Here is a 22,832-nt window from a genome sequence, read left to right on the forward strand (position 1 = left end):
TCACGTCTGTCGGTCTGCTCAGCTGATGACGAGGCCGCCGTCGACGGTGAGGGTGGTGCCGGTTACGTAGCTGGAGGCGTCGGAGGCGAGGAAGACCACGGCGGCGGCGAGTTCCTCGGGTTCGCCGGTGCGGGGAAGCGGGATGCGGCGGACGATGGCGTCGATGTTGTCGGCGTCCTGACGGGCGGTCATTTCGGAGGCGAAGTAGCCGGGGGCGAGGGCGTTGACACGGATGTTCTTGCGGTGGCTCCATTGGGCGGCCAGGTCGCGGGTGAGACCGAGCAGGCCCGCCTTGGACGAGGAGTAGCCGGCCTGCGGCAGGCCGGTGTTGACCAGGCCAAGGACGCTGGCGATGTTGACGATGGAGCCGCCGCCGGTCATCACTCTGGCTGCCGCCCGGGCCATCCAGTAGGCACCCATGAGGTTGATGTCGATGATGTGCCGGAAGTGCTCCGGTGTCTCCCGGCTGGCCGGGACCGCAGCGGCCACGCCGGCGTTGTTGACCAGGACGCCGACGTGGCCGAAGTCCGCGGCTGCCGCCGCGACCGCATGACAGTCGTCGGGCGAGGCGACGTCGGCCTTGACGCACAGGGCGCGGCGGCCCGTGGCCTCGACGAGGCGGGCGGTGTCGGCGAGCCGGTCGGTGCGTCGGGCGGCCAGGACGACGTCGGCCCCGGCTTCGGCGAGAGCCTGAGCGAAGGCGACGCCGAGACCGGAGGAAGCGCCGGTGACGATGGCGACGCGGTCGTCGAGGCGGAAGCGGTCGAGGATGTTCACAGGGGCTCCAGTGAGGTCAGATGGACAGGCCGCCGTCGACGGGCAGCACGGCACCGGTGATGTAGCCGGCCTCCTCAGAGGCGAGGAAGGCGACAGCCGCGCACATCTCGCTGGGATCGCCGAAGCGGCCCATCGGGATGCCGGCAGTCAGCTCGGCGCGCTTCTCGGCGGGGACGGAAGAGACCATGCGGGTCTCCGCGTTGGGGGAGATGGCGTTCACGGTGACGCCGAAGCGGGCGAGCTCTTTGGCGGCGGTGCGGGTGAAGCCGATGATCCCGGCTTTGGCGGTGGCGTAATTGGACTGGCCGATGTTGCCGTGCAGGCCGGAGTAGGAGGTGACGTTGACGACCCGGCCGTACCTCTGCGTGCGGAAGTGGGGGACGCACGCCCGGGTGAACCGGAAGGCGCCGCCCGCGTGAACGGCCAGGACGGCGTCCCAGTCGTCGTCGGTGAGCTTCCACAGGACGCCGTCGCGCAGGATCCCGGCGTTGTTGACCAGGACGTCGACGCGGCCGGTCTCGGCCAGCGCGGTGGCGACGACACGCTCCGCGTCAGTGCTGGAGGCGACGTCCGCGGCCACCCATAGAGCGTCCAACTCCTTCGCCACCGCGCGGAGTTCGTCCTCGTCTCGGTCGACAATGACCATGTCCGCGCCTGAAGTGCGCAGGTGCCGGCCTAGTTCGAGGCCGATGCCGCGGGCCGCGCCGGTGATGATCACGGTGTGGCCGGTGAAGTCGAAGCTGAGGTTGCCCATCGGGCGCTCCCATCCGGATAGTGGTGTCCGTGCCCACGGGCCTTACAGGCCGAGGTCGCGGCCGATGAGTTCTTTCATGATTTCGTTCGAGCCGGCCCAGATCTTGGTGACGCGGGCGTCCTGCCAGGCCCGGGCGACCCGGTACTCGTTCATGTAGCCGTATCCGCCGTGCAGTTGGACGCAGGCGTCGAGGACCTCGTTCTGCACCTGGGCGGTCCACCACTTGGCCTTGGCCGCGTCCACCGCTGAGAGCCGGCCCGTGACGTGGGCGGCGATGCACTGGTCGACGAAGGCTTGGGTCACCTCGATCTGGGTGACCATCTCGGCGAGTCGGAACTTGTTGTACTGGAAGGAGCCGACGGACTGGCCAAAGGCCTTGCGCTCCTTCACATACTCCAGCGTCTCGTTCAGGATCTGCGCGGCGTGGGCCAGGTTGAGCACGGCAGCACCGATCCGCTCCTGCGGGAGCCGCTCCATCATGTGGATGAAGCCGCGGTCGACTTCGCCGATGACGTTGGCGGCCGGGACGTGCACGTCGTGGAAGAACAGCTCGGCGGTGTCGGCTTCGTGCTGACCGACCTTGTCCAGCTTGCGCCCGCGCTCGAAACCGGGCATGTCCGTCTCCACGGCGAACAGGGTGATGCCCTTGGCGCCCTTCTCCGGGCTGGTGCGAGCGGCGACGACCACCAGGTCGGCGCTGAAGCCGTTGGTGATGAAGGTCTTGGAACCGTTGAGGGTCCAGTTCTCCCCGTCGCGTACGGCCGTGGTCCGCAGGGCAGCGAGATCGGAACCTGCCGAGGGCTCGGTCATGCCGATCGCGGTGATCAGTTCGCCCGCGCAGAACCGCGGCAGCCAGCGCTCACGCTGCTCCTCGGTGGTCAGCTCGACCAGGTAGGGGGCGACGACCTCGCAGTGGATGGTGAACGAGGAGGCGAATGCCACCGACAGCCTGGCGAATTCCTCGTGCAGCACCGCGGTGAAGCGATAGTCGCCCGCCTCGCTGCCGCCGTACTGCTCCGGTATCAGCAGCCCGAGCAGTCCTCGCTGCCCAGCGGCCTTCCACGCGGCGCGGTCGATCGCCCGCTGCTGGATGAACTCCTCCTGGCGCGGCCGCAGCTCGCGCTCCACGAATGCCCGGACGGAGCTCCGGAAGGCCTCGTGGTCGGCATCGAAGACAGTACGGCGCACAGGAGCTCCTCGTCGCTCGCCGGAAATAGGAAGTAGGAAGTAGGAAGTAGGAAGTAGGAAGTAAGCGAGTGCATAGTAACTATGCGAGTGCTTAGTTTTCTTGGACGGGTCGATTCCGTCAACCCCGTCTGCGAGGTAGGCGGACATGACGTACGCCGCGGGGGTCCTCCATCGCGCGCAGTGGAGTCCGCCGGCGGTTCCCCCATCGACTCCCAACAAATCAACCGTGTTGACGGGTCTGGTTGAGCGGGGTGATGGGCGGCCATGCCCGCAGGCAGGCGCGGATCGGTGGCGTGCTCGCTCCGCAGTGCCGCCGAACGTCTGTATGCGATTGCCTCGGTCGCCGAGGGCGTGCGGGAGGACGGCGGGCCCGGGCGAGGCGCTCACCGAGGTACCCGAACCAATACGAAACGGGCAGGGGTCGTCTGGCGCGGACGTACCAGGGCGAGGCGCGATCGTCCTATGGACTACCTGTTTCGGGTGGCTACCTTGCTGACGTAATCCCTGTTCTGCCGGAGCTTGAGAGCCGCTCGCCCGGACAGAACCCACCGTCAGATCTCCGAGAAGAGCACCCAGATGCCCGAAGCCGTGATTGTGTCCTACGCCCGCTCGCCGATCGGTCGGGCGTTCAAGGGGTCGCTGAAGGAGATGCGCAGCGACGATCTCGCCACCCAGGTGATCGCTGCGGCGCTCGCCAAGGTCCCGGACCTCGACCCCGACGAGATCGGAGACCTGATCCTCGGCTGCGGCCTGCCCGGTGGCGAACAAGGCTTCAACTTGGCGCGCAACGTCGCGGTCCAACTGGGCTACGACAACCTGCCGGGCACCACGGTGACCCGCTACTGCTCATCGTCGCTGCAGACGACGCGGATGGCCTTCCACGCGATCAAGGCAGGCGAAGGTTCGGCCTACATCTCGGCGGGCACCGAGGCCGTGTCCCGGTATGTCAACGGCAACTCGGACTCCTGGCCGGACACGGAGAATCCCGCGTTCCGCGTCGCTCAGGCACGGTCGGCCGCCAGGCAGGCGAGCCACGAGGCCTGGACCGACCCTCGCGAGTCGGGACTGGTGCCCGACGTGTACATCAGCATGGGTGAAACCGCGGAGAACGTTGCCTCCCTCACGGGCATCAGTCGCGAAGAGCAGGACCGGTGGGCGGTTCGTTCGCAGCACCGGGCCGAGGAGGCCATCGCGCGCGGCCACTTCCGCAAGGAGATCACCCCGATCACCCTGCCCGACGGCTCGATCGTGAGCGAGGACGACTGCCCGCGGCCCGGGACGACGCTCGATGCGGTCTCCGCGCTCAAGCCGGTCTTCCGTGAGAAGGGCTCCGTCACTGCCGGCAACTCGTGCCCGCTCAACGACGGAGCGGCGGCCCTCGTCATCATGTCCGATGTCCGGGCGCGTGAACTCGGCCTGCAGCCGCTGGCCCGCATCATCTCCACCGGCGTGACCGCTCTCTCGCCGGAGATCATGGGCCTCGGCCCCATCGAGGCCACTCGTCAGGCACTCGACCACGCAGGCCTGACCATGAGCGACGTCGACCTCGTCGAGATCAACGAAGCATTCGCCGTGCAGGTGCTCGGCTCTGCACAGGCGCTGCAGATCGACGAGGGCAAACTCAACGTTTCGGGCGGGGCCATCGCGTTGGGTCACCCCTATGGGATGACCGGAGCGCGGATCACCGGATCGCTCATCAACAACCTTCAGGCCCATGACAAACAGATCGGCCTGGAGACGATGTGCGTCGGCGGCGGGCAGGGCATGGCCATGCTGATCGAGCGGCTCGCCTAGGCGTAGCCCGTCGGTCCCGGCACGCGCCCGTCCGCCCGGCGGGCATTGGACAAGCAGCCGCGTGCGACGCCGTAACACCAGGGCAGCACGCTGTCGGGGTCGGTCACGGGGCCCTTCCCGAGCCCGGGCACGTCCTCGATGCGCGCCAGAGCACGAGCATCGTCTCCGCGAGGATGTCATCTGCCGCGTCGGTGTCCGCCCGGCGCAGCTAGGTATCGGTGCAGCGGCTTTGCCGCCGCGCGCGCCAGCGATCCGAAGCGGGCTTCTCGGGTCCGGGCACGTTCCTGCTCCAGCATGGATTCCACACCCCCACCTGTTTCGGCCGAGGGCTGTTCCTTTCATCGCCACGGGCACTGTGCTTACCCGGCCCAAGGGAGGTCCGAGGCGACGGCCGCTTCCCGACTGTCCCGGCCTGCGAGGTCCGTCACGGGTAGGTTGGCCACGACCCTTCGCGCGCGTCCTCCCAGAGTTCGAAGCCGCTGCGGCAGAGATCCTCTACAACGGCGCCCAGTGGGCGCGGGCCTGGCCAGGGGCTGGTGAGGATGACCGTCGGCCTCATCGCGGCCGCACTCGCCGGCTTCGGGGGTGACGGGCGGCCGCCAGGGGCTTCACCGCATCCCCGCCCGGACGAAGCCGAGAAGACCGCCGTCCCCGCGTAGCGGAACCGTACTCACAGGCCCGCTCGGCCCGTGGGCGGCGCGAGAGCGCCCCGGCAAGGCGCTGTAAACCGATCGGTTTTCGTTTTGTCCACATCGAGTTAACCTCGCGGTATGACCACCGAAGTGAAGCCAAGTACCAGAGAGCGGCTGCTGGAGGCGGCGGCCACGCTCACCTACCGAGACGGTGTCGGCATCGGCGTCGAGGCGCTGTGCAAGGCGGCGGGGGTGTCGAAGCGTTCCCTGTACCAGCTGTTCGAGAGCAAGGACGAACTGCTGGCGGCGAGCCTGGGGGCGCGCGCCTCTGCCTTCGCAGCCGGGCTCCTGCCGGCGGCGGATGACGGCCGTTCACCCCGCGAGCGAATCCTGTACGTCTTCGACCAGCTGGAGGAGCAGGCGGGTGCGCCCGACTTCCAAGGCTGTCGGTACCTGGCTGCTCAGATCGAGCTCAAAGACCAGAGTCACCCTGCAAGCCAGGTGGCCCACCGGGTCAAAGAGAATCTGACTGCCTTCTTCCGTGTCGAGGCCGAACGGGGCGGGGCAAGCCATCCCGACCTGCTGGCCCGGCAGCTCAGCCTGGTCTTCGACGGCGCAAGCGCGCGCGCGGGGATTGGAGCCGACAATCTGACAGGGCTCGTCACGCCCACCGTGACCAACCTGCTCGATGCGGCAGCCGTGCACTGACGCATCCCCTTGCGAGCAGGCGCCGTGACCGTGCCCGCCCCAGGCCGATGGCTCCCGCCCCTGATTCCCCGCAATCGAGGGGAGCCCGGTGGCCGTAAGGGTGTTGACGGGCGTGCCGCGCGCCAGGAAGGCCGTCGTCTCGTCGAAATCAGCACCCAACAGCAGGTACGCGGTTTCCCAGGGCCTCATCCAGTCGGCCCGGACCGCTTGGCCGTATCACCCTTGGCCTCGGCGGCTGGCCGCGGCGGCGTAGCCCTACACCTGCAGCTGGAGCGTTTAGGCGTGCCGTAGTAGCCCTTGAGTGCGGAATCGGCGACCGCTGTGCGGATGACACTCTCGCGTCTCTCCTGTGCGCTGACCCTACTGCTGCGGATGGCAACCTCAGCCTTGCGCTTGGAAACCGATCGGTTTACGGTGATGGAAACCGGTCGGTTTCTCAATGAATCCAAGGGCTGGTCCGTGGTCACGCCCCCTTCGGGCGGGCCCTGTCCGAATCACCCGTCTGCAGCAGTTCACACAAAGGGAAGCCAGCGAAATGCCCAGCCCAGAGCCACGTCCCACGATTCACATCCCGGGAACCACCAGCCATACCCTCGCCCCGCGCGCAGGACACCGCAGCGACGAGGGGACCCTGCGCTACCTCAGAGCGGGCACTGGCGCTCCCGTGGTCCTGCTGCACACCGTGCGCACGCAGGCCGAGCACTTCCGCGACCTCATCCCGCTGATCGCGGACCAGTACACCGTGTATGCCCTGGATCTGCCGGGGATGGGCTACTCCGAGATCGTGCCGGGTGCGTCGTACGACGAGCCGGCCATGCGCGCGGGCGTCGAGCGGCTCCTGACCGAACGCGACCTCCACGACGTGACGCTGGTCGGGGAGTCCATGGGGGCGGTGCTCGCCCTGACCACCGCGGCCGACCTGCCCGAGCGGGTCCGGCGCGTCGTCGCGGTGAACACGTACGACTTCCGCGGCGGTATCGCCCGGTCCAGTCTTCTCGCCCGTGTGGTGGTCGGCGGTGCCCTCACTCCGGGGGTGGGCCCGGTGGTCGCCGGGGTGGAGCCCAAGGCCGTCTTCCGCAGGATCCTGCAGGGCGGGCTGGTCGACAAGACCGCCCTGCAGGCGGACTACGTCGATGAGCTCCTCCAGGTGGGCCGCCGCCCCGGCTACCCGAGCGTCGCCCGAGCCGTGTACCAGAGCCTGCCCAGCCTCATCGCCGCCCGCTCGCGCTACCCCGAGGTCAAGGCACCCGTCCACCTCGTCTACGGGGAGAAGGACTGGTCGCGGCCATCGGACCGGCAAGCCAACAAGGAGCTGCTGCCGGCCGCCGACTTCACACAGGTGCCGGGAGCAGGCCACTTCATTGCCCTGGAACGGCCCGACCTGCTGGCCGACCTGCTGAACGCGGTGGCCTGACCGCCCCGAGAGCGCCGTAGTCACCCCCGTTCGGGTGTAGTGCGGGACGGGGACCAGGTTCGACCATGTGCCTGACAGTGCCGTGGCATGCAAAGGAGCAGCGCGTGGCAGAGATTCAGATCGAGTTCGACGTTCCGGCCGAGATGCGTGACGGCACCGTGCTGCGCGCCGATGTCTACCGGCCCGGGGGCACGGGGCCGTGGCCGGTGCTGCTGAGCCGACTGCCGTACGGCAAGCAGATGGCCCTGGCGATCGCCCTCCTCGATCCCCTGGCGGCGGCTCGGCGTGGCTTCATGGTGGTCCTCCAGGACACCCGCGGCCGGTTCGCCTCCGAGGGGGAGTGGGAGCCTTGGACGTACGAGGAGAGCGACGGGTACGACACCGTACGGTGGGCCGCTGCCCTTCCCGGAGCGAACGGCTCCGTGGGCATGATCGGCGCCAGCTACTTCGGCAACACCCAGTGGATGGCGGCGCTGTCCAAGCCGCCGGAGCTGAAGGCGATCGCGCCGATGGTCACCTGGTCCGACCCGGACGACGGACTGTGGACGCGCGGCGGCGCGATCGAACTCGGCATCACCGCGCCCTGGTCCCTCATGATGGGCGCCGACGCGCTGATGCGCCGTCACAGCGCCGACCCGGCCACGCTCGGCGGCAGCCTCGGCAGGCTCGTGCAGGATCTCGACGGCCTGGCCGACGGCGGCTACGGCGAACTGCCCGCCGGGCGGTTTCCCGCGTTCGCCCGGCACCACCTGCCCGAGCTGGGCTACGAGCGTTCCCGACGGGAGCCCGACTGGGCGCGTTCCTCCCGTGTCGCGGGCCGGCACGACGAGGTCGACCTGCCCACCTTCCAGGTCGGTGGCTGGTACGACATCTTCACCCAGGGCACGCTCGACAACTTCACCGTCATGCGCCGCGCCGGTCGGCCCGCCACGCTGATCATGGGTCCGTGGAGTCACGCCAACCAGCAGCACGTCATCGGCGACGTCAACTTCGGGTTCGGCGCGAACTCCGCCTTCATGGGCATGCGCGGACCCCTGCACGGTCTCCAGCTCGACTGGTTCCAGCGTACGATCGGCGACGGTGAGGCGCTGGAGCCGGACACGGGCAGGGTGCTGCTGTTCGTCATGGGCGTCAACCAGTGGCGCGAGGAGACGGAATGGCCCCTGTCGCGGGCCGTGGACACGGACTTCCACCTGCGCGCCGACGGACGCCTGACGCAGGAGCCGCCCGCCGTCGCCGAGCAGGCCGAGGAGTTCACCTACGACCCCATGGACCCGGTGCCCACCACCGGCGGCGCGTTGCTGATGACCGACGAGTTCCGTCCCGGGCCTCTCGACCAGAGGGACGTGGAGGCGCGCGAGGACGTCCTGGTGTTCACCACCGAACCCCTCGCCGAGGACATCGAGGTGACCGGCCGAGTCAAGGCCGTGCTCTTCGCCGCCACGGATGGGCCCTCGACCGACTGGGTGGCACGGCTGTGTGACGTCGACGAGCACGGTGTCTCCCGCAATGTCACCGACGGCATTGTTCGGGTGCGGGCGGCGACACCGGGCGAGGCGGTCGAGCACGTTGTGGACCTGTGGTCGACCAGCATCGTCTTCCGGGCGGGTCACCGGATACGGGTCCAGGTCACCTCCAGCAACTTCCCGCGCTGGGACCGCAACCTCAACACCGGCGAACCCGAGGAGAACGCGACCACGGCGCGAGTGGCCCGGCAGCAGGTCTTCCACGATCCCGCCCGGCCGTCCCGCATCGTCCTGCCCGTGGTGCCTCCAGCCTGACCGGGAGGAGCGATGGGAGAGCCCGCCGATCCGTTGCTCCGGTGGGCAAGGGCGCCGAAGTAGCCATGTCGGCTCGGTCGAAGGGCGGCAGGCATCCTGCGGCGGAGGCGATGACCTCCCACGGGCGCCTGCCCCTCGGCAAACGCCGCGGTGAAGATTCCTCGGTCAGCAGACCGACCAGGTTCCGCTCGACCGGCCTGCGATGACGCGGCCGGATCCGGAGGCGGCGGCCATCCGGTCGAGTACGGCACCGAGGTCCTGGGCCAAGGGGGCACGAGTGACCCGCCTGCTCGATCTGATGCCAGAGTTGGCCACCGAACTCCAGCTGCTGGTCAAGGCCCGCTACGCCGCCCGCGATCCACTTCATCGACGCCCTGCCCAAGACCCCCAGCGGCAAGACCCAGCGCTACCTGCTGCGCAATCGCAGGCGCACCGAACTCGCCGCCCCGGAGCCACGTTGACCGACACCGAACCTCTGCTCGTCGAGCAACGTGGCACCGTCCGGTGGCTGCTGCTCAACCGCCCCGAGCGGCGCAACGCCCTCGACATCACCCTCATCGAAGCCCTGGACAAACAGATCACCAGCGCTGAGGCCAACCCCGGCACCGCGGTCATCGCCGTGGCAGGCCGGTGACCGAGCTTCTGTGCCGGCGGGGACTTTCACCAGTTCCTGGAGCTGCACGAGCGGGGCGACAACCCGGTCGACTTCCTGGCCGACGTGTCGGCCCGCTTCAGCCGCATTGCGCCCAGCCCGAAACCATGGGTCGCCGTGGTGCATGGTCACGCTGTCGCCGGGGGCCTCGAACTGGCGCTGGCCTGGTCGTCGCCTACACCACCCTCATCGGCGACGGTCACCTCAACCGGCGGCTGGTACCGGCCGGCGGATCAAGCGTCTGGCTCCCCGGTGCGGTCGGACGCGGACTTCGGAGGCGATGAGCGGGTCCCCTTCGCCACGGGCTGAACCCTCCCGAGAGGCCGAAGTGGTTTCACCCGGGGCACTTCGGCCCTCGCTGCCGTCGCGAGCGGGGGGTGTCGGCGGTGCACTGCTGGGGACTCACCCCTCCGGATTCTCGCCCCGCCCGCGCGCACGGCGATCATGGCGACGGTGGTTCGCGTCCTCCTGGGCCAGGCGCCGTAGCAGCCGCACGACCGGCTCGAACAGCACGGTGAGGACCACCGCCCTCTCGGCGAGGGCGATGCGGTCCTCGATCCCCTCGAACTGCGCGAAGTCCAAATCGGCGGTGGACGTGGCGAGCTCTGCGTAGGGGATGAGGTCGTCTGCCGTGTAGTCGGTGCCGAGGCGGCTCAGCGCGGCGAGACTTTCGGCGAGTGCCGGGCGGTGCGGTGACGCGTCGGAGATCCGCCAGCCCATGTTCTCGATGAGAGCCTCGACCCTCGCGGCGGCTCCGCCCGGTACAGCCTCGTCGGCGGCGTTCTCCGCTCCGGGACCGTCCTCGTTGTCCGCGCCGCTCTTCCCGTTCGTCTCCGCGGAGGGAACGGGCAGTGCGTGGTGGACGACGCCCAGGGTCTCGAACGCATCCAGTGGACGGTCGACGGCTTCGAGCACTTCACGGGTGCGGGCGACGGAGAGCCCGCCGAGCTGGATGAGAGAACGGATCAGACGCAGCCGCTGGATGTGCTCCTCGTCGTACTCGACCGTGGTCGGGTTCAGCGCACGTCCCTCGGGGAGCAGCCCCTCCCGTCGGTAGTACTTGATGGTCGCCACCGGTACCCCGGACCGGCGACTGAGCTCTGAAATCCTCATGCGCTCCCTCACGCTCAACTGTCCCACCAGTATCGCGTTACCGGGGGTTGCCTCCCCGAGCTCGATAGTGCCACTATCTGGTACCCGGTAGTAACGCTATCGAGTGCTTCTTCGGTGTGCCATTTCCTCCGTGTGCGTGGACGACATGCGCCCGCGGAAGCCGCCTGCACCGCCACGGCCACACCCAGCCGTAGTTCTTCCCCCGCCCTGGGCCCGGGCCAGTCGGTTCTGGGTCCGGTCGTCTCGTACGCCTCGACAACGGAGACCACACAATGTCCCAGCGAATCGGCAAGACCCACTGGAAGCGCTTTGCCATCGGTGCGGTGCCGACGGTGGCCGCCACCGCGGCGGTCGCCGTCTCCATGGCCCAGGGCGCACTGGCCGCTTCGTTCAGCATCTCCGGTTCCGACTTCCAGGTCTCGGCCGGCAAGTTGAGCGGCACCGGATTCGGCAACTACGCCACGGTCGACGTCGCCAAGAACGGCAAGCACGTGCCCGTCTCCGTCTCGTCCATCAAGAATGCGACGGTCACCGACATGTGCCAGTCCGTCCCGGTGGACATACCCGTCCTCGGGACCTACACGATGACGCTCAAGGCCGGCGGATCGGGTACGCCGGTCAAGGCCAAGGACCTGTACATCGACATGACCGATCTCCAGGCGAAGAAGGGCACCTTCACCAACGTCGACATCGGCGTCGCCACCGGTTCCATGACCAAGGGTCAGGTCAACCCGAAGGACCACGTCGATCCCGACGGCTACGCCCAACAGGCGGACGCGGTCGAAATCATTGATGCCCACCAGAAGGTCTGGGCCACGACCGCGGGAACGTTCGAACTGGCGGGCCTCCACATGAACATCGCGGCCGGCCGCCACGACTGCTTCTGACCTTGCTCCCGCCCTCTAGTTGCCCGTGCGCGGAAGCGACCGGCGACTGCCCAGGGGGCGGCAGTGCTCCATCGTCCTCGCGGACGCCCTCACCCCCACCACGACTTGGGAGCTGCCACATGACGAGTGCAGGTGCACCCGCGCACCCCCACAGTGACAGCGGCTTCGCCCGCGCTCGCCGGGACTTCCGGGCCTGGCGTCGCACCCGCCCCTTCTGGGCGGGTCTGCTGGTGCTCCTTGCCGCTGCGCCCATCATCTACTTCCCGTATTTCAACCTTTCCCTGGGCGCCTTGTCCGTGGCGATGTCCACCACTGCGGGGGCCGGGTCCCTGGTCATCGGCCTGACTCTGATCGTCTTGGGCGGACTCCTCTGGTTCCAGCCGGTCATCAGGTTCTTCGCCGGCTGCGTCGCGGTGTTCCTCGGCGTGCTGTCGCTTCCCATCTCCAACTTCGGCGGATTCCTCGTCGGCACACTGCTCGCGGCGGCGGGCGGACTCCTGGCTCTGGCGTGGGGCCCGGTGGACGGGCACCCGGAGGACATACCCGACGGCGCCGAGGGGCCGTCAGCCGCCGTCAGCCGGGCGGGAGGACAAGGGAGTGAGTGACCAGTCGCCCGACACCCACAACGAGGCCGCAGCCCCCCGATTCGCTCGACCACCGAGGGGCCGGCACGCCACCCCCCGTACGTCCGCGCTGACGCGTCTGCGTCTGCCGGTCGGGAGGGCACTCGCGCTGACCGCGCTGCCGACCGCCCTCATCCTGGGAAGTCAACGCCTGCCCGAGTCCGCGGACACGAGCGCCACTGCGGCGCTCTCCGTTTCCGAAGAGGGGTCAGGCGCGCCGGGAACCAGCGGTGTCGGCTGCGCCCGTCCCGACGACACCTCAACTTCAGCGACGAACGCTCCCGCAAACCCCACCCCGTCCGCTGATCCCCGCACGGCCGGCGCCCACCCGAGCGGGGAGCCCGTCAAGCCGCCGTCGCACGCGGACGAGGAGGGAGCGGGCCCGACCCCAGCACCGACCGCCACTCCCGCCCCCTCGCCCGGCGCAACCTCCGCGACAACCAGCCTTGCGGACATCCTCGGTCCCCTCTTCCGCGACGACGCCGAGCAGCAAAGCCCGTCACCCAACGCGAGCCCCTCACTCCACGCGAGCCCTTCACCAAGCTCGGCCACCTCGAGGCCAGAGTCCGGAGCACTGCCCGAGCCCCGGCTGCCCACCACACCTGTATCACCTGCTCCCAGCCACCGGACCGCCGAGCCGTCGCCCCGACCGGAGTCGCCCCAAGGAACTGCCCGCACCTGCAACATCAGTGAACTCAAGGCCCCTGAGGACCATGAGGCCGGCCGATTCTCCGCCGAGGCATGGAACATGAAGGAGAGCCGCCTCGAACTGCACGACCTCGTCTTCGGCGGCGTGGTGACCGTGGACACCTCCGCCGGGCCCAAGCGGGTACTCAAGTTCACCGCGGCGGCGGTCACGATCCGCGACCTGAAGATGGCGGTGCCCGTCGGCCCCCAGATCCAGCACATCGACGGAGCGCCCGGTTCCACCTCCGCGCTCCGCGGTGACGACATCACCATGTACGTCGAAAGCCTCACAGGCACCCTCTCCAGCATCGAAAACCTTCCCGCACCACCCGTCCTCCGCCTGCACCTCACTCCGGACACCATTCCGGAGTGGCTGTACGACATGGTCGGGAGGCTCGACCTGAAGCTCCAACTCGGCTTGGACGACGCCGACATCGACCAGGCAGGGCAGACAGGCGGACAACTCGCCATCCCGGGGATCCACGGGTACGGAACACCCCGCTGAAGCCGGCCGCAAGCGGCTGTGGTGGGTCGCGGTCATGGGTGACGACACCTGTCCGCGGGGTGGTGTCGCGTGCACGGTGGTCTGCTGGTGCAGCGGCGAAAGCAGCGGCCGTGGTCTGTTCGTCGGGGGCGGGTTTTCGCAGGCGCGGCGCGAGGCGACATCGCCTCGAAGGCAAAGGAGAGGTAATGCAGTCAGGGGAGTTGGAGCGGGTCGATCTGGGTGAGGTGCGGTATGAGGTGGCGCAGGCCGACATGGCCGGTTGGGTGGCCGAGCGGAAGCAGGGGCGTACTGGGGATCGGCTGTTTCTGCTCACCCACCCTCCCGTGATCACCTACACGGCGCGGACACCGGCTGACCAACTGCCAGAACCGGCTTCACCGATCAGCCTGGTCGAAGCCGACCGGGGAGGTCACGCCACCTATCACGGGCCAGGGCAGCTGATCGGGTATCTCGTGCTGAACGTACGCGAGCTGGGACCGCGCGGCTTGATACGACGGATCGAACACGCCCTGATCCGTGCGCTGGAGGCACTCGGGTTCGAGGCGATACGCCGGGACACACCCCGAGGCGCCGAGAGCCTGGTCGGTGTGTGGACCCCCGGGCATCGCAAAATCGCCTCCATCGGCATGCGCATCAGCGGCGGCGTCACCAGCCACGGATTCGCGCTCAATATCGACCCGGACCTCGACGTGTACACCACATTCACGGCCTGCGCCCTGCCCGGTGTTCGGATGACCTCGCTGGCTCAACTCGCTGCCGAACTCGGCCGTCCCACACCCACGGAGGCGCAGGTGAAAGACGCTGTAGCCGACGCCGTAACAGCCGAGTTGGCGCCTACGCGCACAGCCTCCTGAGCCGGGGCAGGCGCTTGCGCGGTGGCCGCCGCTCAGTTTCCAGTCCCCGCCTCCCGTAGCCCGTCGGCCCACGGGCCGAACTGGCCCGGCATTTCCCGCCACTGACTGCTGGTGCGGAACCGCCAAATCACCCCTCTCGAACTGCTCACGCAGCCGCTCAGGGTACGGACCGTACTCGCCTATCGGCAGAACGGCTCGACCCTGCCAATGCTCGTCGGTGAGTTGCCGTTACACAGGCCCGCCACCGGAGAACTGGCCGGGAACTCCCAGCTCCGCGGGGAGTCGCTGTCGATCGAGCGGATGGAGCACGGTATCGGCGTCATCCGGGCCCAGGCAGATCGAGGCCATCATCTGGGGCCGGCAGGTCACCGGGAGCCGGTAACGGCGACTGCTGGGTGGGGCGGCCCCGATGGCCGTGTCGGCGCGACGGACCTGGTCCGTTTGTGTGACCTGGAGCGAGCCGCTCCACTCGCGGCTCGGAGCGCCCCGATGACAGCGGTGGCGCCGCATCCGGCTTCCTGGAGCTGCTGGGATTTGGGCCGGCGCCTCGACTTGGAATTATAAACTGATCGGTTTGCGATGATCCTGAAACCGACCGGTTTCATCAGTCGGAATCCCGGTGGGGGTGCTGTATCCCTGGTTCCGCATCGATGGCCGTGTGTGTCGAGATTGAACGTTCCGAGGGTCGCCGGACTGCAATGAAGCTGTCCGCCCTTCTGCGGATATGAGTGTGTTGTCCGAGACCGGAGTAAGTCATGAGTGGGATTCACCCGTTCCGCGTCCTGCAAGTTCATGGCGTGCAACGTCCGCCTGCAGCCAGCTGTAGTGGGACTGGAAGGTTCCTCGCAAGGCATGCATGGCTTCTCCACGAGGATGCTGGACCAAACGCGCGAGGAGCGCGGCGTTGGAGGCCGCTGTCAGTCCGCCGGTCGTAGGTGAACGCGCCGTAGAGGAGGCTCAGAAATATGTCATGACTGGTCGTCATGTCGACGGGGAGGGATACGGGTTGTAGCTCGACCTTAGCGCCGGCCGCCTTGAGGGCACGCAGGGTGTCGCCCTCAGCCCTATTATTACGATCGTACGTTAAGTGCTAGCCCGTGCTCGAGTTACGAGTTGAAGGGCGAAGCCCTTTGGGCGCGGATCGAGCGCTTGCGGCGGGAGCGGACGTTGAAGTTGGGGAGAGGTGCGGCAACTGGCGGATGCCCTGGCGTCCGGCACCCGGTCGACTCGCATCGGCAAGGGCGCATGTGGGACCGGCTCCAAGGGCATCCGCTCAGGGTCAAGACGCAAGGAAGTCGAGCGCACTTGCCACAAATTCATCGTGGTACTGGAAGATTCCCCCGTGGCCGGCATCCGGATAGAGGGGGACGAGTTCGCTCCGGGGGAGGCGTGCGGCCAGGTCGAGTGTGTTCTGGCTAGGCACCATCCGGTCGTTCTCACCGTTTGCCACGAGGACCGGTTGGTGGATCTTCGACAGGTCCGACGGTGCCTGGCGGCCCCAGCGTTTGATGGCCTTCAACTGGGCACGGAACGACGGTAGCGAGATGTCTTTGTCGCGGTTCTGTGTGCGCTCCTTCAGTCGTTCCAGAAAGTCGCGTCCGGCCTGCCTGCCGCTTGCGGTTGCTGTGAAGAAGAGGGAGAGCTTGGGGTCCTGGCGGGTCAGGGCGCCCTTGAGTGTGGCCTGGATGGTGAGTGCCGGGACCTTGTCGATGCCGGGCCCTCCGGCGGGCCCCGTGCCGGCGAGGATGACCTTGCGGACGAGGCGCGGCTCCGTTTCCGCGATGACCTGTGCGATGAAGCCGCCCATCGACAGGCCGAGCAGATCGACCTGGTCGAATCCGAGGGCTCGGATGAACAGCACGGCGTCGTCCGCCATCGCCTCGACGGTGGCCGGTGTGGAGCCGCTCGAGCCACCCACGCCGCGGTTGTCGAAGGTGATGACCCGACGGCTCGAGGCGAGTCCGTCGACGACGCGCGGGTCCCAGTTGTCCAGGACTCCGGCCAGGTGGATCAGGAGGATCAGCGGCACGCCCTCCGCGGGGCCGAGCTCCCGGTAGGCGAAGTCCTCGCCGCGAACGGACACGGAACGGGTCGGCGCGTTCTGGTAGGCCGGCGTCGAGGGGGACGGGGGATTCCGCGGTGTGGTCATGTCCAGGACCTTCTGTAGTGGGTTTGAGGGCGCTTCTCGTGGCGGGGGGCGCTGTCGTCCGCGCTCGTGGAAGACCGTGATCGATGAGCGGGGGAGTGTTCCGTCACGTCATCCTGACGACGACCTTGCCTGCTTTTGCGCGCCCCGCTTCGACGTACTCCAGGGCTTCTCGGGTCGACTCGAACGGGAAGACGGTGTCGACGACGGGCCGGATCCTGCCGGCCTCGATGAGAGGGGTGAGCTCGCGCAGCTGGTCCCCGCTGGCCTTCATGAAGAGGAACGAGTACGTCATGTTGCGCTGCCGGGCGCGTCGTCGCGTCCGGTAACTCAGTGCGGACATCACCAGCCGGATGATCGGATTCGCTCCCAGCTCCCGGGCGAAAGCGGCGTCGGGAGGGCCTGAGACGCTGATGACCTTCCCGCCGGGCTTGAGGACGTCCAGGGACTTCTTGAGTGTCTCGCCGCCGAGCGAGTCCAGGACCAGGTCATAGCCGTGCAGGACAGTCTCGAACGACTGCTTCTTGTAGTCGACGATGACGTCCGCGCCCAGACGCTTCACCAGGTCGACGTTGGCCGTGCTCGCAGTGGTCGCCACGTGTGCGCCCAGCTGCTTCGCCAACTGGATGGCGATGGTGCCCAGGCCGCCGGAGCCCGCGTGGATGAGGACCTTCTGACCCGGCTGGATGCGTGCCCTCTCGACCAGCGCCTGCCACGAGGTGAGGGCGACCAGGGGGAGGGACGCTGCCTCCTCCATGGTCAGCGTGGCCGGCTTGGGTGCCACGTCGTCCTGGTGCACCGCGATGAGTTCGGCGAACGCGCCGATCCGGTCCTTGCCGGGGCGCGCGAAGACCTCGTCTCCCACTGTGTACCGGGTAACGGCCGCACCCACTTCGACGACCACCCCGGCCAGGTCGTTGCCGAGGACGAACGGGGCGCGGTACGGCAGGATCGTCTTCATCTCCCCGTCCCGGATCATGCGGTCGAGGGGGTTGATGCTCGCGGCCTGGATCCGGACCAGCACGTCGTCCGCGCCCACTTCCGGATCCGGCACCTCGCCGGCACGCACGCCGGCCTTGTCGCCGTAGCGCTCTACCGTGAAAGGCCCTCATCGTCGTCTCCGCATCTCGTCCGTAGGCGGACAGGGGGTGCTGCCATCCCGGGCGCTCCGGGTGTCGACGTCGCTTAGGCGAGGGTCGACCGGAATTAAAGTACGATCATAATCTTAAGTTGCCGGCCTGCGGACCGCAACTGGAGCCGCACCCCCGGGGGGCGTACCCGTGGTGGATGCAAGGCTGACCGGCGGGTTCCGGCCGCCGTTGCGGCTGTGACTCTTGAGGCCTCGGCGGGGTGCTCGATCTCTGTGGCCAGGGGTTGGTGCAGTGCGGGGCGATGCGTCACATGCGCCTGGCGAGCGACTTGGGGTGCGTGCGGCGGGTGACTCAGTTCGTGGTCCCGGCGTGCTCACGTTCGACGTCCAGCAGTGCGAGGGCGTTGTGGATGCCCTGGTTGAGGAGGTCATCGGAGAGTTGCCGGTCGGTGAGGGCTCGGGAGAGCTGTAGCGTGCCGGCCATCATGGCGTAAGCGCTGAGTGTCCTGGTGCGAACCGAGAGCGGGTCGCCGGGTCCATGCGGGCGGCGATGCCGTCGATGACTAGCAGTACACCGTCGGTGTAAGCCTGCTTGGTCGGGTCTGCACAGCGCCCGATCTCGTCGAGCAGAGCGGCGGAGGGGCATCCGTCGCCGGGGCTGTCGCGGTGCCACGCGGACAGGTACCACCGCACTATCTGTTCGATCCCGGCGCGGCCGGGTGCTGCCTGCGTGACGATGCTCGCGTTCTGTGCCTCTAGCTGGTCGGTGACCGTGGTGGCCACCAGGTCGTCCTTCGATGTGAAGTGCGTGTAGAAGGCGCCGTTGGTCAGCCCCGCGTCCTTCATGAGTGTCGAGATGCCCGACGTGTCGATGCCGTCCAGCTTGAACCGGCGGCCGGCCGCTTCGATGATCCGCTGCTTGGTCGCCTGCTTGTGGTCTTTCCCGTATCGCACGGCACGTTCCTTCGCTTGTCCGTGGGGCTGCTCGCCCGTCACCGGCTCCCTCGCCGTATTGTATTGCGAACGTAATGTAAAGATTTCGGGACGTCGGCTGCCGTCTGAAGTCGATGGCGCCGCGCTGCATCGGGAGCTCGATTGGTGGTCAGCCTCTGCGCCCGCCTGGACTCGTTCCGCAGTGTGGTGACGGTCATTGGACTCGAACGCCGCCTGCGCCCGCAGCGCCCCCTGCGCAGTATTACGAACATAATATTAAGTTGGAAGATTGAGTGCTGCCGACAGCGGCGGCTGATCTTCCGCGAGCTTCATGCAAGCGGCGACGCACAGGCCGACGGAGTGATCGGCCGATTCGGGCGGATCTTCGACCCCCGTCGACAGCGTCGGCTCAACGCATCGGCGCCGACGGAGAGGACCCCGTCCGGCACCCCCGCACGTCTTCGCGGTGCTGCCCGAGCGGACCCGTGAGATGTCGTGCACACCCACCGACAAGAGAAGGCCATCAATGAGCACGTATCTGGCAGACAAGGCCGAGGATCTCACCGTCGAAGGTTCCTCAGCACGGTTCACCTACCGGCGGATGGGTCCGCTGGGTGGCGTCCCGTTGGTCCTGTTCAACTGCTTCCGCGGCACCATCGACTGGTGGGACCCGGAGTTCTTGGACTACCTGGCCGCGGATCACGACGTGATCGTCTTCGACAACGTCGGCGTCGGTTGCACCGACGGCGAGCCGCGCGACTCCCTCGAAGGGTTCGCCGCGGGTGCCATCGAGTTCATCGACGCGCTCGGCCTCGCCCAGGCCGACCTGCTCGGCTGGTCCTTGGGTGGCATCGTCGCCCAGCGTGTGGCCGTACGGCGCCCTGAGCTGGTGCGCAAGCTCGTCGTGGCAGGAAGCGGCCCGGCCGGCTGGGTGCCCGACGCTCCGGCCTTCAGCGAGAAGGTCCTCGGCATCATGGCCAAGCCCGATGCCGACCTGGAGGACATGCTGTACCTGTTCTACTCCGAGACGGAAACGGCCCACGCCTCTGGGCGCGAACACTTCGCCCACGTCTCGACACGGCTTGCGGGCGGCGGCCCCACGGTCTCCGAGGCGGCGGCCCAGGGCATGCTCACCGCGGCGGCGAGCCTCTTGGCGGCCCCCTTCGACGAGGTGGTTTCGGAACTGGAGGCCATCAAGCATCCGGTCCTCTACGCCAACGGTCTCGACGACGTGATGATCCCCGCGCACAACTCCTATGTCGCGGTCCAGCACCTCACGGACGCCACCCTCGTGCTCTACACCGGCGTCGGCCACGCGTTCCTGTTCCAGTACGCCAAGGCCTTCACCAAGCAGGTGGCCGACTTCCTCGCCGTCTGACCGCACCGCTCTCGCCGCCGACCCGGACCGATGCACGGGCGGCGGCGGTGTCAGCGTGCGAGCGCCGCCTCGCAGCCGTGTGAGGCGGCGCTCGCACGAGTGTCGAACGGCACCGCCGAGCGAGCGGCGGTCGCTGTGCCCGGGTGACGAGACCCCGCGCAGCTGGCCCATGCTGAATCCGGCTGTCCTGCTCTGCCCATGTGTGTCATGAGCGTCGAGTCGCCGTCTTGTTCCTTGTCGTCAGGTGTGTCGGCGTCCCTGGAGCTCCGGTGCCTCCCGGGGGCAGGGGCGGGGCCGCTCGCCCGTCCACCTTCCATCGGCTCAACTCCCCTGTCTGTGCGCTCCCGTGGCGGCCAAGCGGGCCTCGTCCGTCCGGTGGGGATCGCAGCTTCCCGCTCGCCCTGCCGAGGTACTCCCTGACAGCTCCCGGCGCCTCGTCGGCCTCCGCATCCGTCGGCGCTGATTCGGCCCCGGGCTGTGGGCACGCCGCGGTAGTGGCCCTGCTGGACAGGTGGACAAGGGGTATGGGCGAGCAGTGGCGCAACCCAAGACCCCGCAGCTGTCCGCCGACGGCGTCCTGATCCGGCCCGCGGTCACCGAGGCGTGAGCATCTGCTCCTCCGCCACCTGGAGAGCCGAGATCGTCGGCGAGGCCGAAGCACGTTCGGGAACGGTGAGAGCGACAGGATGGTTCCGTCGCAGAACTCGGCCGACCTGGCGAGGCGGGTGCCGAACGGCGAGTTGGTGATCTACCCCGACGCCGGTCACGGCGGCATGTTCCAGTTCCACCGACAGTTCGTGCAGACGGCTCTCGAGTTCCTCGAACGGTAGTAGGCGTCGAGTGGGGTCGCCGTATGAGACGGGGGGTGTCGCCTCAGGGCCGTGGCGCCCCCGGGTATGAGCGAGTCGGGCAGACCCTCCGGAAGGTGCAGCTTACTTCCCGGGCATCCCGGTGAGGCTGGGCTCGGCCTGGTGGACGCCCACGCCCGGCCGCCCCCGTCCGTCAGCCGGGCGAGGGCGTGGTCGACGCGGGGACGAGCCTCGTGGCGCGGGCGATGGCGTTTCCCTTGGGTGGCCGCCGTCCGCGATGATCGTGATTCCACTGGCCGTGACCGTCGCATCGGGCGGCTTCCAGCGTCGCGGCCGTTGCCCTCGGCGGCGTTGCGAGGCCGTGAACGGTTCCCCTCAGTGCATGAACGAGAGGGCGTTCTCGATCCCCTGCGCCAGGACCTCGTCTGAGAACTTCTGGTCGGAGAGGGCTCGGGAGAGCTGCAACGTGCCCACCATCATGGTGAAGAGCCCGATGGCCTTGCCCCGGGCGGACTGCGGATTTGCAGGCGTCAGGCGGGCGGCGATCTCGTTCACGATGTCTCGTGCGCCGTCGGTGTAAGCCTGCTGCGTCTCGTCCCCGCAGCGGCTGATCTCGTCGAGCAGCGCGGCGGAGGGGCATCCGTCGCCGGGGTGGTCCCGGTGTCCAGGCGACAGGTATTCGCGAACCAGGTCTTCGAGACCCTGGCGGCCGGGCCGCAGAGTGCCGTACCCCGCGACCTGTGTGCGCAGTTGGTCGGTCACGACGTTGGCGACGAGGTCGTCCTTGGATGCGAAGTGGGCGTAGAAGGCTCCGTTGGTGAGCCCGGCATCCGACATGAGGGTGGAGATGCCCGAGCCGTCGATGCCGTCCTGCTTGAATCGGTGGCCCGCCGTCTCGATGATCCGTTGCCGCGTCGCCTGCTTGTGCTCCTTGGCGTAGCGCACCACGAGCATCCTCCGTTCGCTCCGTAAGACCGATGCCTCGCAGTCAAGCCTAATCCATGACCTGATGTACGTAATATTACGATCAGCAGGCCATTCGGGTGCCGGTTCTCCGGACGGGACCCTCGGGGCCGAGTACGTATGCTTCGCCCGCTGGCTCAGTGGGACGGCCTTCAGGATGCCGGCCGAGATCAACTTCCGGAAACGGTCACTGGGGACGCCTCCGACAGGCCGATGTGGCGGTGGAAGTCGTCGAAGCGTCGGACTCCTTGGCCGCGTCACGCGGGATCAGCAACGTCCATTTCCATGACACGGGCACGGTGCGGGCCATCGGCGCCGTTGTCAGCAAGGGCTGTCAAACCGCCCTGGCCCAGGCGCAGTTGGCAGCCCGGGCGGACCTCCTTCTTGCCCATGGTTCCAGCAACCGCGTGCTCTTTTCGGTGCGTCTCCCTCTCGAAGGTGCGAGGGAAATGCCTACGGGCACGGTGGTGACGGCCCGCTACTCCTCGGGTCGTCACCACCGTGCGGCGTAGGCCTGTTCCAGGCATGCGAGGGCGATGATTTCGCCCGGACGCGCGGTCCTTCGTCAGGCGGCGAGGGTGGGGTAGTCGGTGTAGCCGGTCGCGCCGCCGCCGTAGAAGGTGGCGGGGTCCGGGGTGTTCAGGGGTGCGCCGGTGCGTACGCGCTCGACGAGGTCGGGGTTGGCGAGTGCCATGGTGCCGACGGTGACCACATCGGCCAGGCCGTCTTCGATGTCCTTGGCGCGGGTGGAGAGATCGGCGCCGCCCCGGTTGAGGAGCAGCGTGGTCGGCCACAGCTTCCGGAGGGTATGCAGGAGTTCCTCGTCGCCGCCGTGGCCGATGTGCAGGTAGGCGAGGTTGAGGGGAGCGAGGGCGCGCAGGAGGTGCGGGTAGAGCTCGTGGGGATCGCTCTCCGTGAGGTCGTTGATCTGGAAGGGGTTGCCGGGAGAGATCCGGACGCCGGTGCGGTCGGCGCCGATCTCGTCGGCCACGGCCGTGGCGACCTCCACCGCGAAACGGATGCGGTTGTCGAGGGAGCCCCCGTACTGGTCGGTGCGCTGGTTCGTGTTGGTGGCGAAGAACTGGTGCAGGAGGTAGCCGTTGGCTCCGTGGATCTCGACGCCGTCGGCGCCGGCCGCGATGGC

Annotated in this window: 19 protein-coding genes and 3 pseudogenes; 12 read left to right on the top strand and 10 right to left on the bottom strand. The window is 68.2% G+C overall.

The features are described from left to right. Positions 1 to 18: 18 nt before the first annotated feature. From ACFY10_RS29475 to ACFY10_RS29485, 3 genes are read right to left on the bottom strand one after another with little or no spacing between them, the layout of a single operon-like run. On the bottom strand, positions 19 to 777 hold the full coding sequence (locus ACFY10_RS29475) for an SDR family NAD(P)-dependent oxidoreductase (RefSeq protein ID WP_390668220.1): 759 nt from the start codon (positions 775 to 777) through the stop codon (positions 19 to 21). Between the two features lie 16 nt (positions 778 to 793). Beyond that, a complete protein-coding gene (locus ACFY10_RS29480) occupies positions 794 to 1,531 on the bottom strand; it encodes an SDR family oxidoreductase (protein WP_390668221.1) in 738 nt (245 codons plus the stop codon). A 42-nt stretch (positions 1,532 to 1,573) separates the two neighbouring features. Then, positions 1,574 to 2,719, bottom strand: a complete 1,146-nt coding sequence (locus ACFY10_RS29485) for an acyl-CoA dehydrogenase family protein (RefSeq protein WP_390668222.1) — start codon at positions 2,717 to 2,719, stop codon at positions 1,574 to 1,576. A 576-nt stretch (positions 2,720 to 3,295) separates the two neighbouring features. On the opposite strand from ACFY10_RS29485, the gene ACFY10_RS29490 reads away from it, so the two are divergent. The 6 genes from ACFY10_RS29490 (at position 3,296) to ACFY10_RS29515 (ending at position 10,009) form a co-directional block, all read left to right on the top strand. Then, a complete protein-coding gene (locus tag ACFY10_RS29490; RefSeq protein WP_390668223.1) occupies positions 3,296 to 4,513 on the top strand; it encodes an acetyl-CoA C-acetyltransferase in 1,218 nt (405 codons plus the stop codon). Between the two features lie 770 nt (positions 4,514 to 5,283). Continuing rightward, entirely contained in the window at positions 5,284 to 5,853 is a 570-nt protein-coding gene (locus tag ACFY10_RS29495; protein WP_390668224.1) for a TetR/AcrR family transcriptional regulator, read from the top strand. A 535-nt stretch (positions 5,854 to 6,388) separates the two neighbouring features. Next, positions 6,389 to 7,267, top strand: a complete 879-nt coding sequence (locus tag ACFY10_RS29500; RefSeq protein ID WP_390668225.1) for an alpha/beta fold hydrolase — start codon at positions 6,389 to 6,391, stop codon at positions 7,265 to 7,267. 104 nt (positions 7,268 to 7,371) lie between these two features. Beyond that, complete coding sequence (locus ACFY10_RS29505; RefSeq protein ID WP_390668226.1) at positions 7,372 to 9,048, top strand: CocE/NonD family hydrolase; 1,677 nt, start codon at positions 7,372 to 7,374, stop codon at positions 9,046 to 9,048. Positions 9,049 to 9,325: 277 nt separating this feature from the next. Next, the gene (locus ACFY10_RS29510) at positions 9,326 to 9,682 is read left to right on the top strand and encodes a hypothetical protein (RefSeq protein ID WP_390668227.1); all 357 of its coding nucleotides are present in this window, start codon (positions 9,326 to 9,328) and stop codon (positions 9,680 to 9,682) included. A 42-nt stretch (positions 9,683 to 9,724) separates the two neighbouring features. Continuing rightward, positions 9,725 to 10,009 carry a hypothetical protein gene (locus ACFY10_RS29515; RefSeq protein ID WP_390668256.1) on the top strand — a complete coding sequence of 95 codons (285 nt, stop codon included), beginning with the start codon at positions 9,725 to 9,727 and terminating at the stop codon, positions 10,007 to 10,009. A 93-nt stretch (positions 10,010 to 10,102) separates the two neighbouring features. Here the strand turns inward: ACFY10_RS29515 and ACFY10_RS29520 are convergent, their stop codons facing one another. Continuing rightward, entirely contained in the window at positions 10,103 to 10,813 is a 711-nt protein-coding gene (locus ACFY10_RS29520) for a MerR family transcriptional regulator (protein WP_390668228.1), read from the bottom strand. A gap of 272 nt (positions 10,814 to 11,085) precedes the next feature. On the opposite strand from ACFY10_RS29520, the gene ACFY10_RS29525 reads away from it, so the two are divergent. The 4 genes from ACFY10_RS29525 (at position 11,086) to lipB (ending at position 14,369) form a co-directional block, all read left to right on the top strand. Next, positions 11,086 to 11,700 carry a DUF6230 family protein gene (locus ACFY10_RS29525; protein ID WP_384574507.1) on the top strand — a complete coding sequence of 205 codons (615 nt, stop codon included), beginning with the start codon at positions 11,086 to 11,088 and terminating at the stop codon, positions 11,698 to 11,700. Positions 11,701 to 11,819: 119 nt separating this feature from the next. Further along, entirely contained in the window at positions 11,820 to 12,305 is a 486-nt protein-coding gene (locus tag ACFY10_RS29530; protein WP_390668229.1) for a DUF6114 domain-containing protein, read from the top strand. Positions 12,306 to 13,071: 766 nt separating this feature from the next. After that, complete coding sequence (locus tag ACFY10_RS29535; RefSeq protein WP_390668230.1) at positions 13,072 to 13,515, top strand: hypothetical protein; 444 nt, start codon at positions 13,072 to 13,074, stop codon at positions 13,513 to 13,515. Positions 13,516 to 13,700: 185 nt separating this feature from the next. Continuing rightward, positions 13,701 to 14,369, top strand: coding sequence for a lipoyl(octanoyl) transferase LipB (lipB, locus tag ACFY10_RS29540; RefSeq protein WP_390668231.1), 669 nt, complete (start codon positions 13,701 to 13,703; stop codon positions 14,367 to 14,369). Positions 14,370 to 14,434: 65 nt separating this feature from the next. Here the strand turns inward: lipB and ACFY10_RS29545 are convergent. The 4 genes and pseudogenes from ACFY10_RS29545 to ACFY10_RS29560 all read right to left on the bottom strand — a co-directional run. Further along, a pseudogene (locus ACFY10_RS29545) lies at positions 14,435 to 14,558 on the bottom strand (transposase); the annotation flags it as partial. A gap of 1,090 nt (positions 14,559 to 15,648) precedes the next feature. Beyond that, positions 15,649 to 16,518, bottom strand: a complete 870-nt coding sequence (locus ACFY10_RS29550) for an alpha/beta fold hydrolase (protein WP_390668232.1) — start codon at positions 16,516 to 16,518, stop codon at positions 15,649 to 15,651. Between the two features lie 103 nt (positions 16,519 to 16,621). Continuing rightward, complete coding sequence (locus ACFY10_RS29555) at positions 16,622 to 17,584, bottom strand: NADP-dependent oxidoreductase (protein WP_390668233.1); 963 nt, start codon at positions 17,582 to 17,584, stop codon at positions 16,622 to 16,624. A 373-nt stretch (positions 17,585 to 17,957) separates the two neighbouring features. Next, positions 17,958 to 18,559 (bottom strand): annotated as a pseudogene (locus ACFY10_RS29560) (TetR/AcrR family transcriptional regulator). Between the two features lie 505 nt (positions 18,560 to 19,064). Between ACFY10_RS29560 and ACFY10_RS29565 the strand changes: the two are divergent. After that, positions 19,065 to 19,916 carry an alpha/beta fold hydrolase gene (locus ACFY10_RS29565; protein ID WP_390668234.1) on the top strand — a complete coding sequence of 284 codons (852 nt, stop codon included), beginning with the start codon at positions 19,065 to 19,067 and terminating at the stop codon, positions 19,914 to 19,916. 686 nt (positions 19,917 to 20,602) lie between these two features. Beyond that, the gene (locus ACFY10_RS29570; protein WP_390668235.1) at positions 20,603 to 20,746 is read left to right on the top strand and encodes an alpha/beta fold hydrolase; all 144 of its coding nucleotides are present in this window, start codon (positions 20,603 to 20,605) and stop codon (positions 20,744 to 20,746) included. A gap of 354 nt (positions 20,747 to 21,100) precedes the next feature. Here the strand turns inward: ACFY10_RS29570 and ACFY10_RS29575 are convergent, their stop codons facing one another. Then, positions 21,101 to 21,673, bottom strand: a complete 573-nt coding sequence (locus tag ACFY10_RS29575) for a TetR/AcrR family transcriptional regulator (RefSeq protein WP_390668257.1) — start codon at positions 21,671 to 21,673, stop codon at positions 21,101 to 21,103. A 580-nt stretch (positions 21,674 to 22,253) separates the two neighbouring features. Beyond that, positions 22,254 to 22,832, bottom strand: a pseudogene (locus ACFY10_RS29580) (alkene reductase); the annotation flags it as partial.

Source organism: Streptomyces sp. NPDC001401 (assembly GCF_042895385.1).
In the GTDB taxonomy this organism is placed as follows: Bacteria; Actinomycetota; Actinomycetes; order Streptomycetales; family Streptomycetaceae; genus Streptomyces.

Coding starts and splice junctions, on each gene's coding strand:
- ACFY10_RS29550 (WP_390668232.1), bottom strand. CDS start 16,518: ATGACCACACCGCGGAATCCCCCGTCCCCCTCGACGCCGGCCTACCAG.
- ACFY10_RS29530 (WP_390668229.1), top strand. CDS start 11,820: ATGACGAGTGCAGGTGCACCCGCGCACCCCCACAGTGACAGCGGCTTC.
- ACFY10_RS29490 (WP_390668223.1), top strand. CDS start 3,296: ATGCCCGAAGCCGTGATTGTGTCCTACGCCCGCTCGCCGATCGGTCGG.
- ACFY10_RS29570 (WP_390668235.1), top strand. CDS start 20,603: ATGGTTCCGTCGCAGAACTCGGCCGACCTGGCGAGGCGGGTGCCGAAC.
- ACFY10_RS29525 (WP_384574507.1), top strand. CDS start 11,086: ATGTCCCAGCGAATCGGCAAGACCCACTGGAAGCGCTTTGCCATCGGT.
- ACFY10_RS29565 (WP_390668234.1), top strand. CDS start 19,065: ATGAGCACGTATCTGGCAGACAAGGCCGAGGATCTCACCGTCGAAGGT.
- ACFY10_RS29520 (WP_390668228.1), bottom strand. CDS start 10,813: ATGAGGATTTCAGAGCTCAGTCGCCGGTCCGGGGTACCGGTGGCGACC.
- lipB (WP_390668231.1), top strand. CDS start 13,701: ATGCAGTCAGGGGAGTTGGAGCGGGTCGATCTGGGTGAGGTGCGGTAT.
- ACFY10_RS29535 (WP_390668230.1), top strand. CDS start 13,072: ATGAAGGAGAGCCGCCTCGAACTGCACGACCTCGTCTTCGGCGGCGTG.
- ACFY10_RS29500 (WP_390668225.1), top strand. CDS start 6,389: ATGCCCAGCCCAGAGCCACGTCCCACGATTCACATCCCGGGAACCACC.
- ACFY10_RS29495 (WP_390668224.1), top strand. CDS start 5,284: ATGACCACCGAAGTGAAGCCAAGTACCAGAGAGCGGCTGCTGGAGGCG.
- ACFY10_RS29480 (WP_390668221.1), bottom strand. CDS start 1,531: ATGGGCAACCTCAGCTTCGACTTCACCGGCCACACCGTGATCATCACC.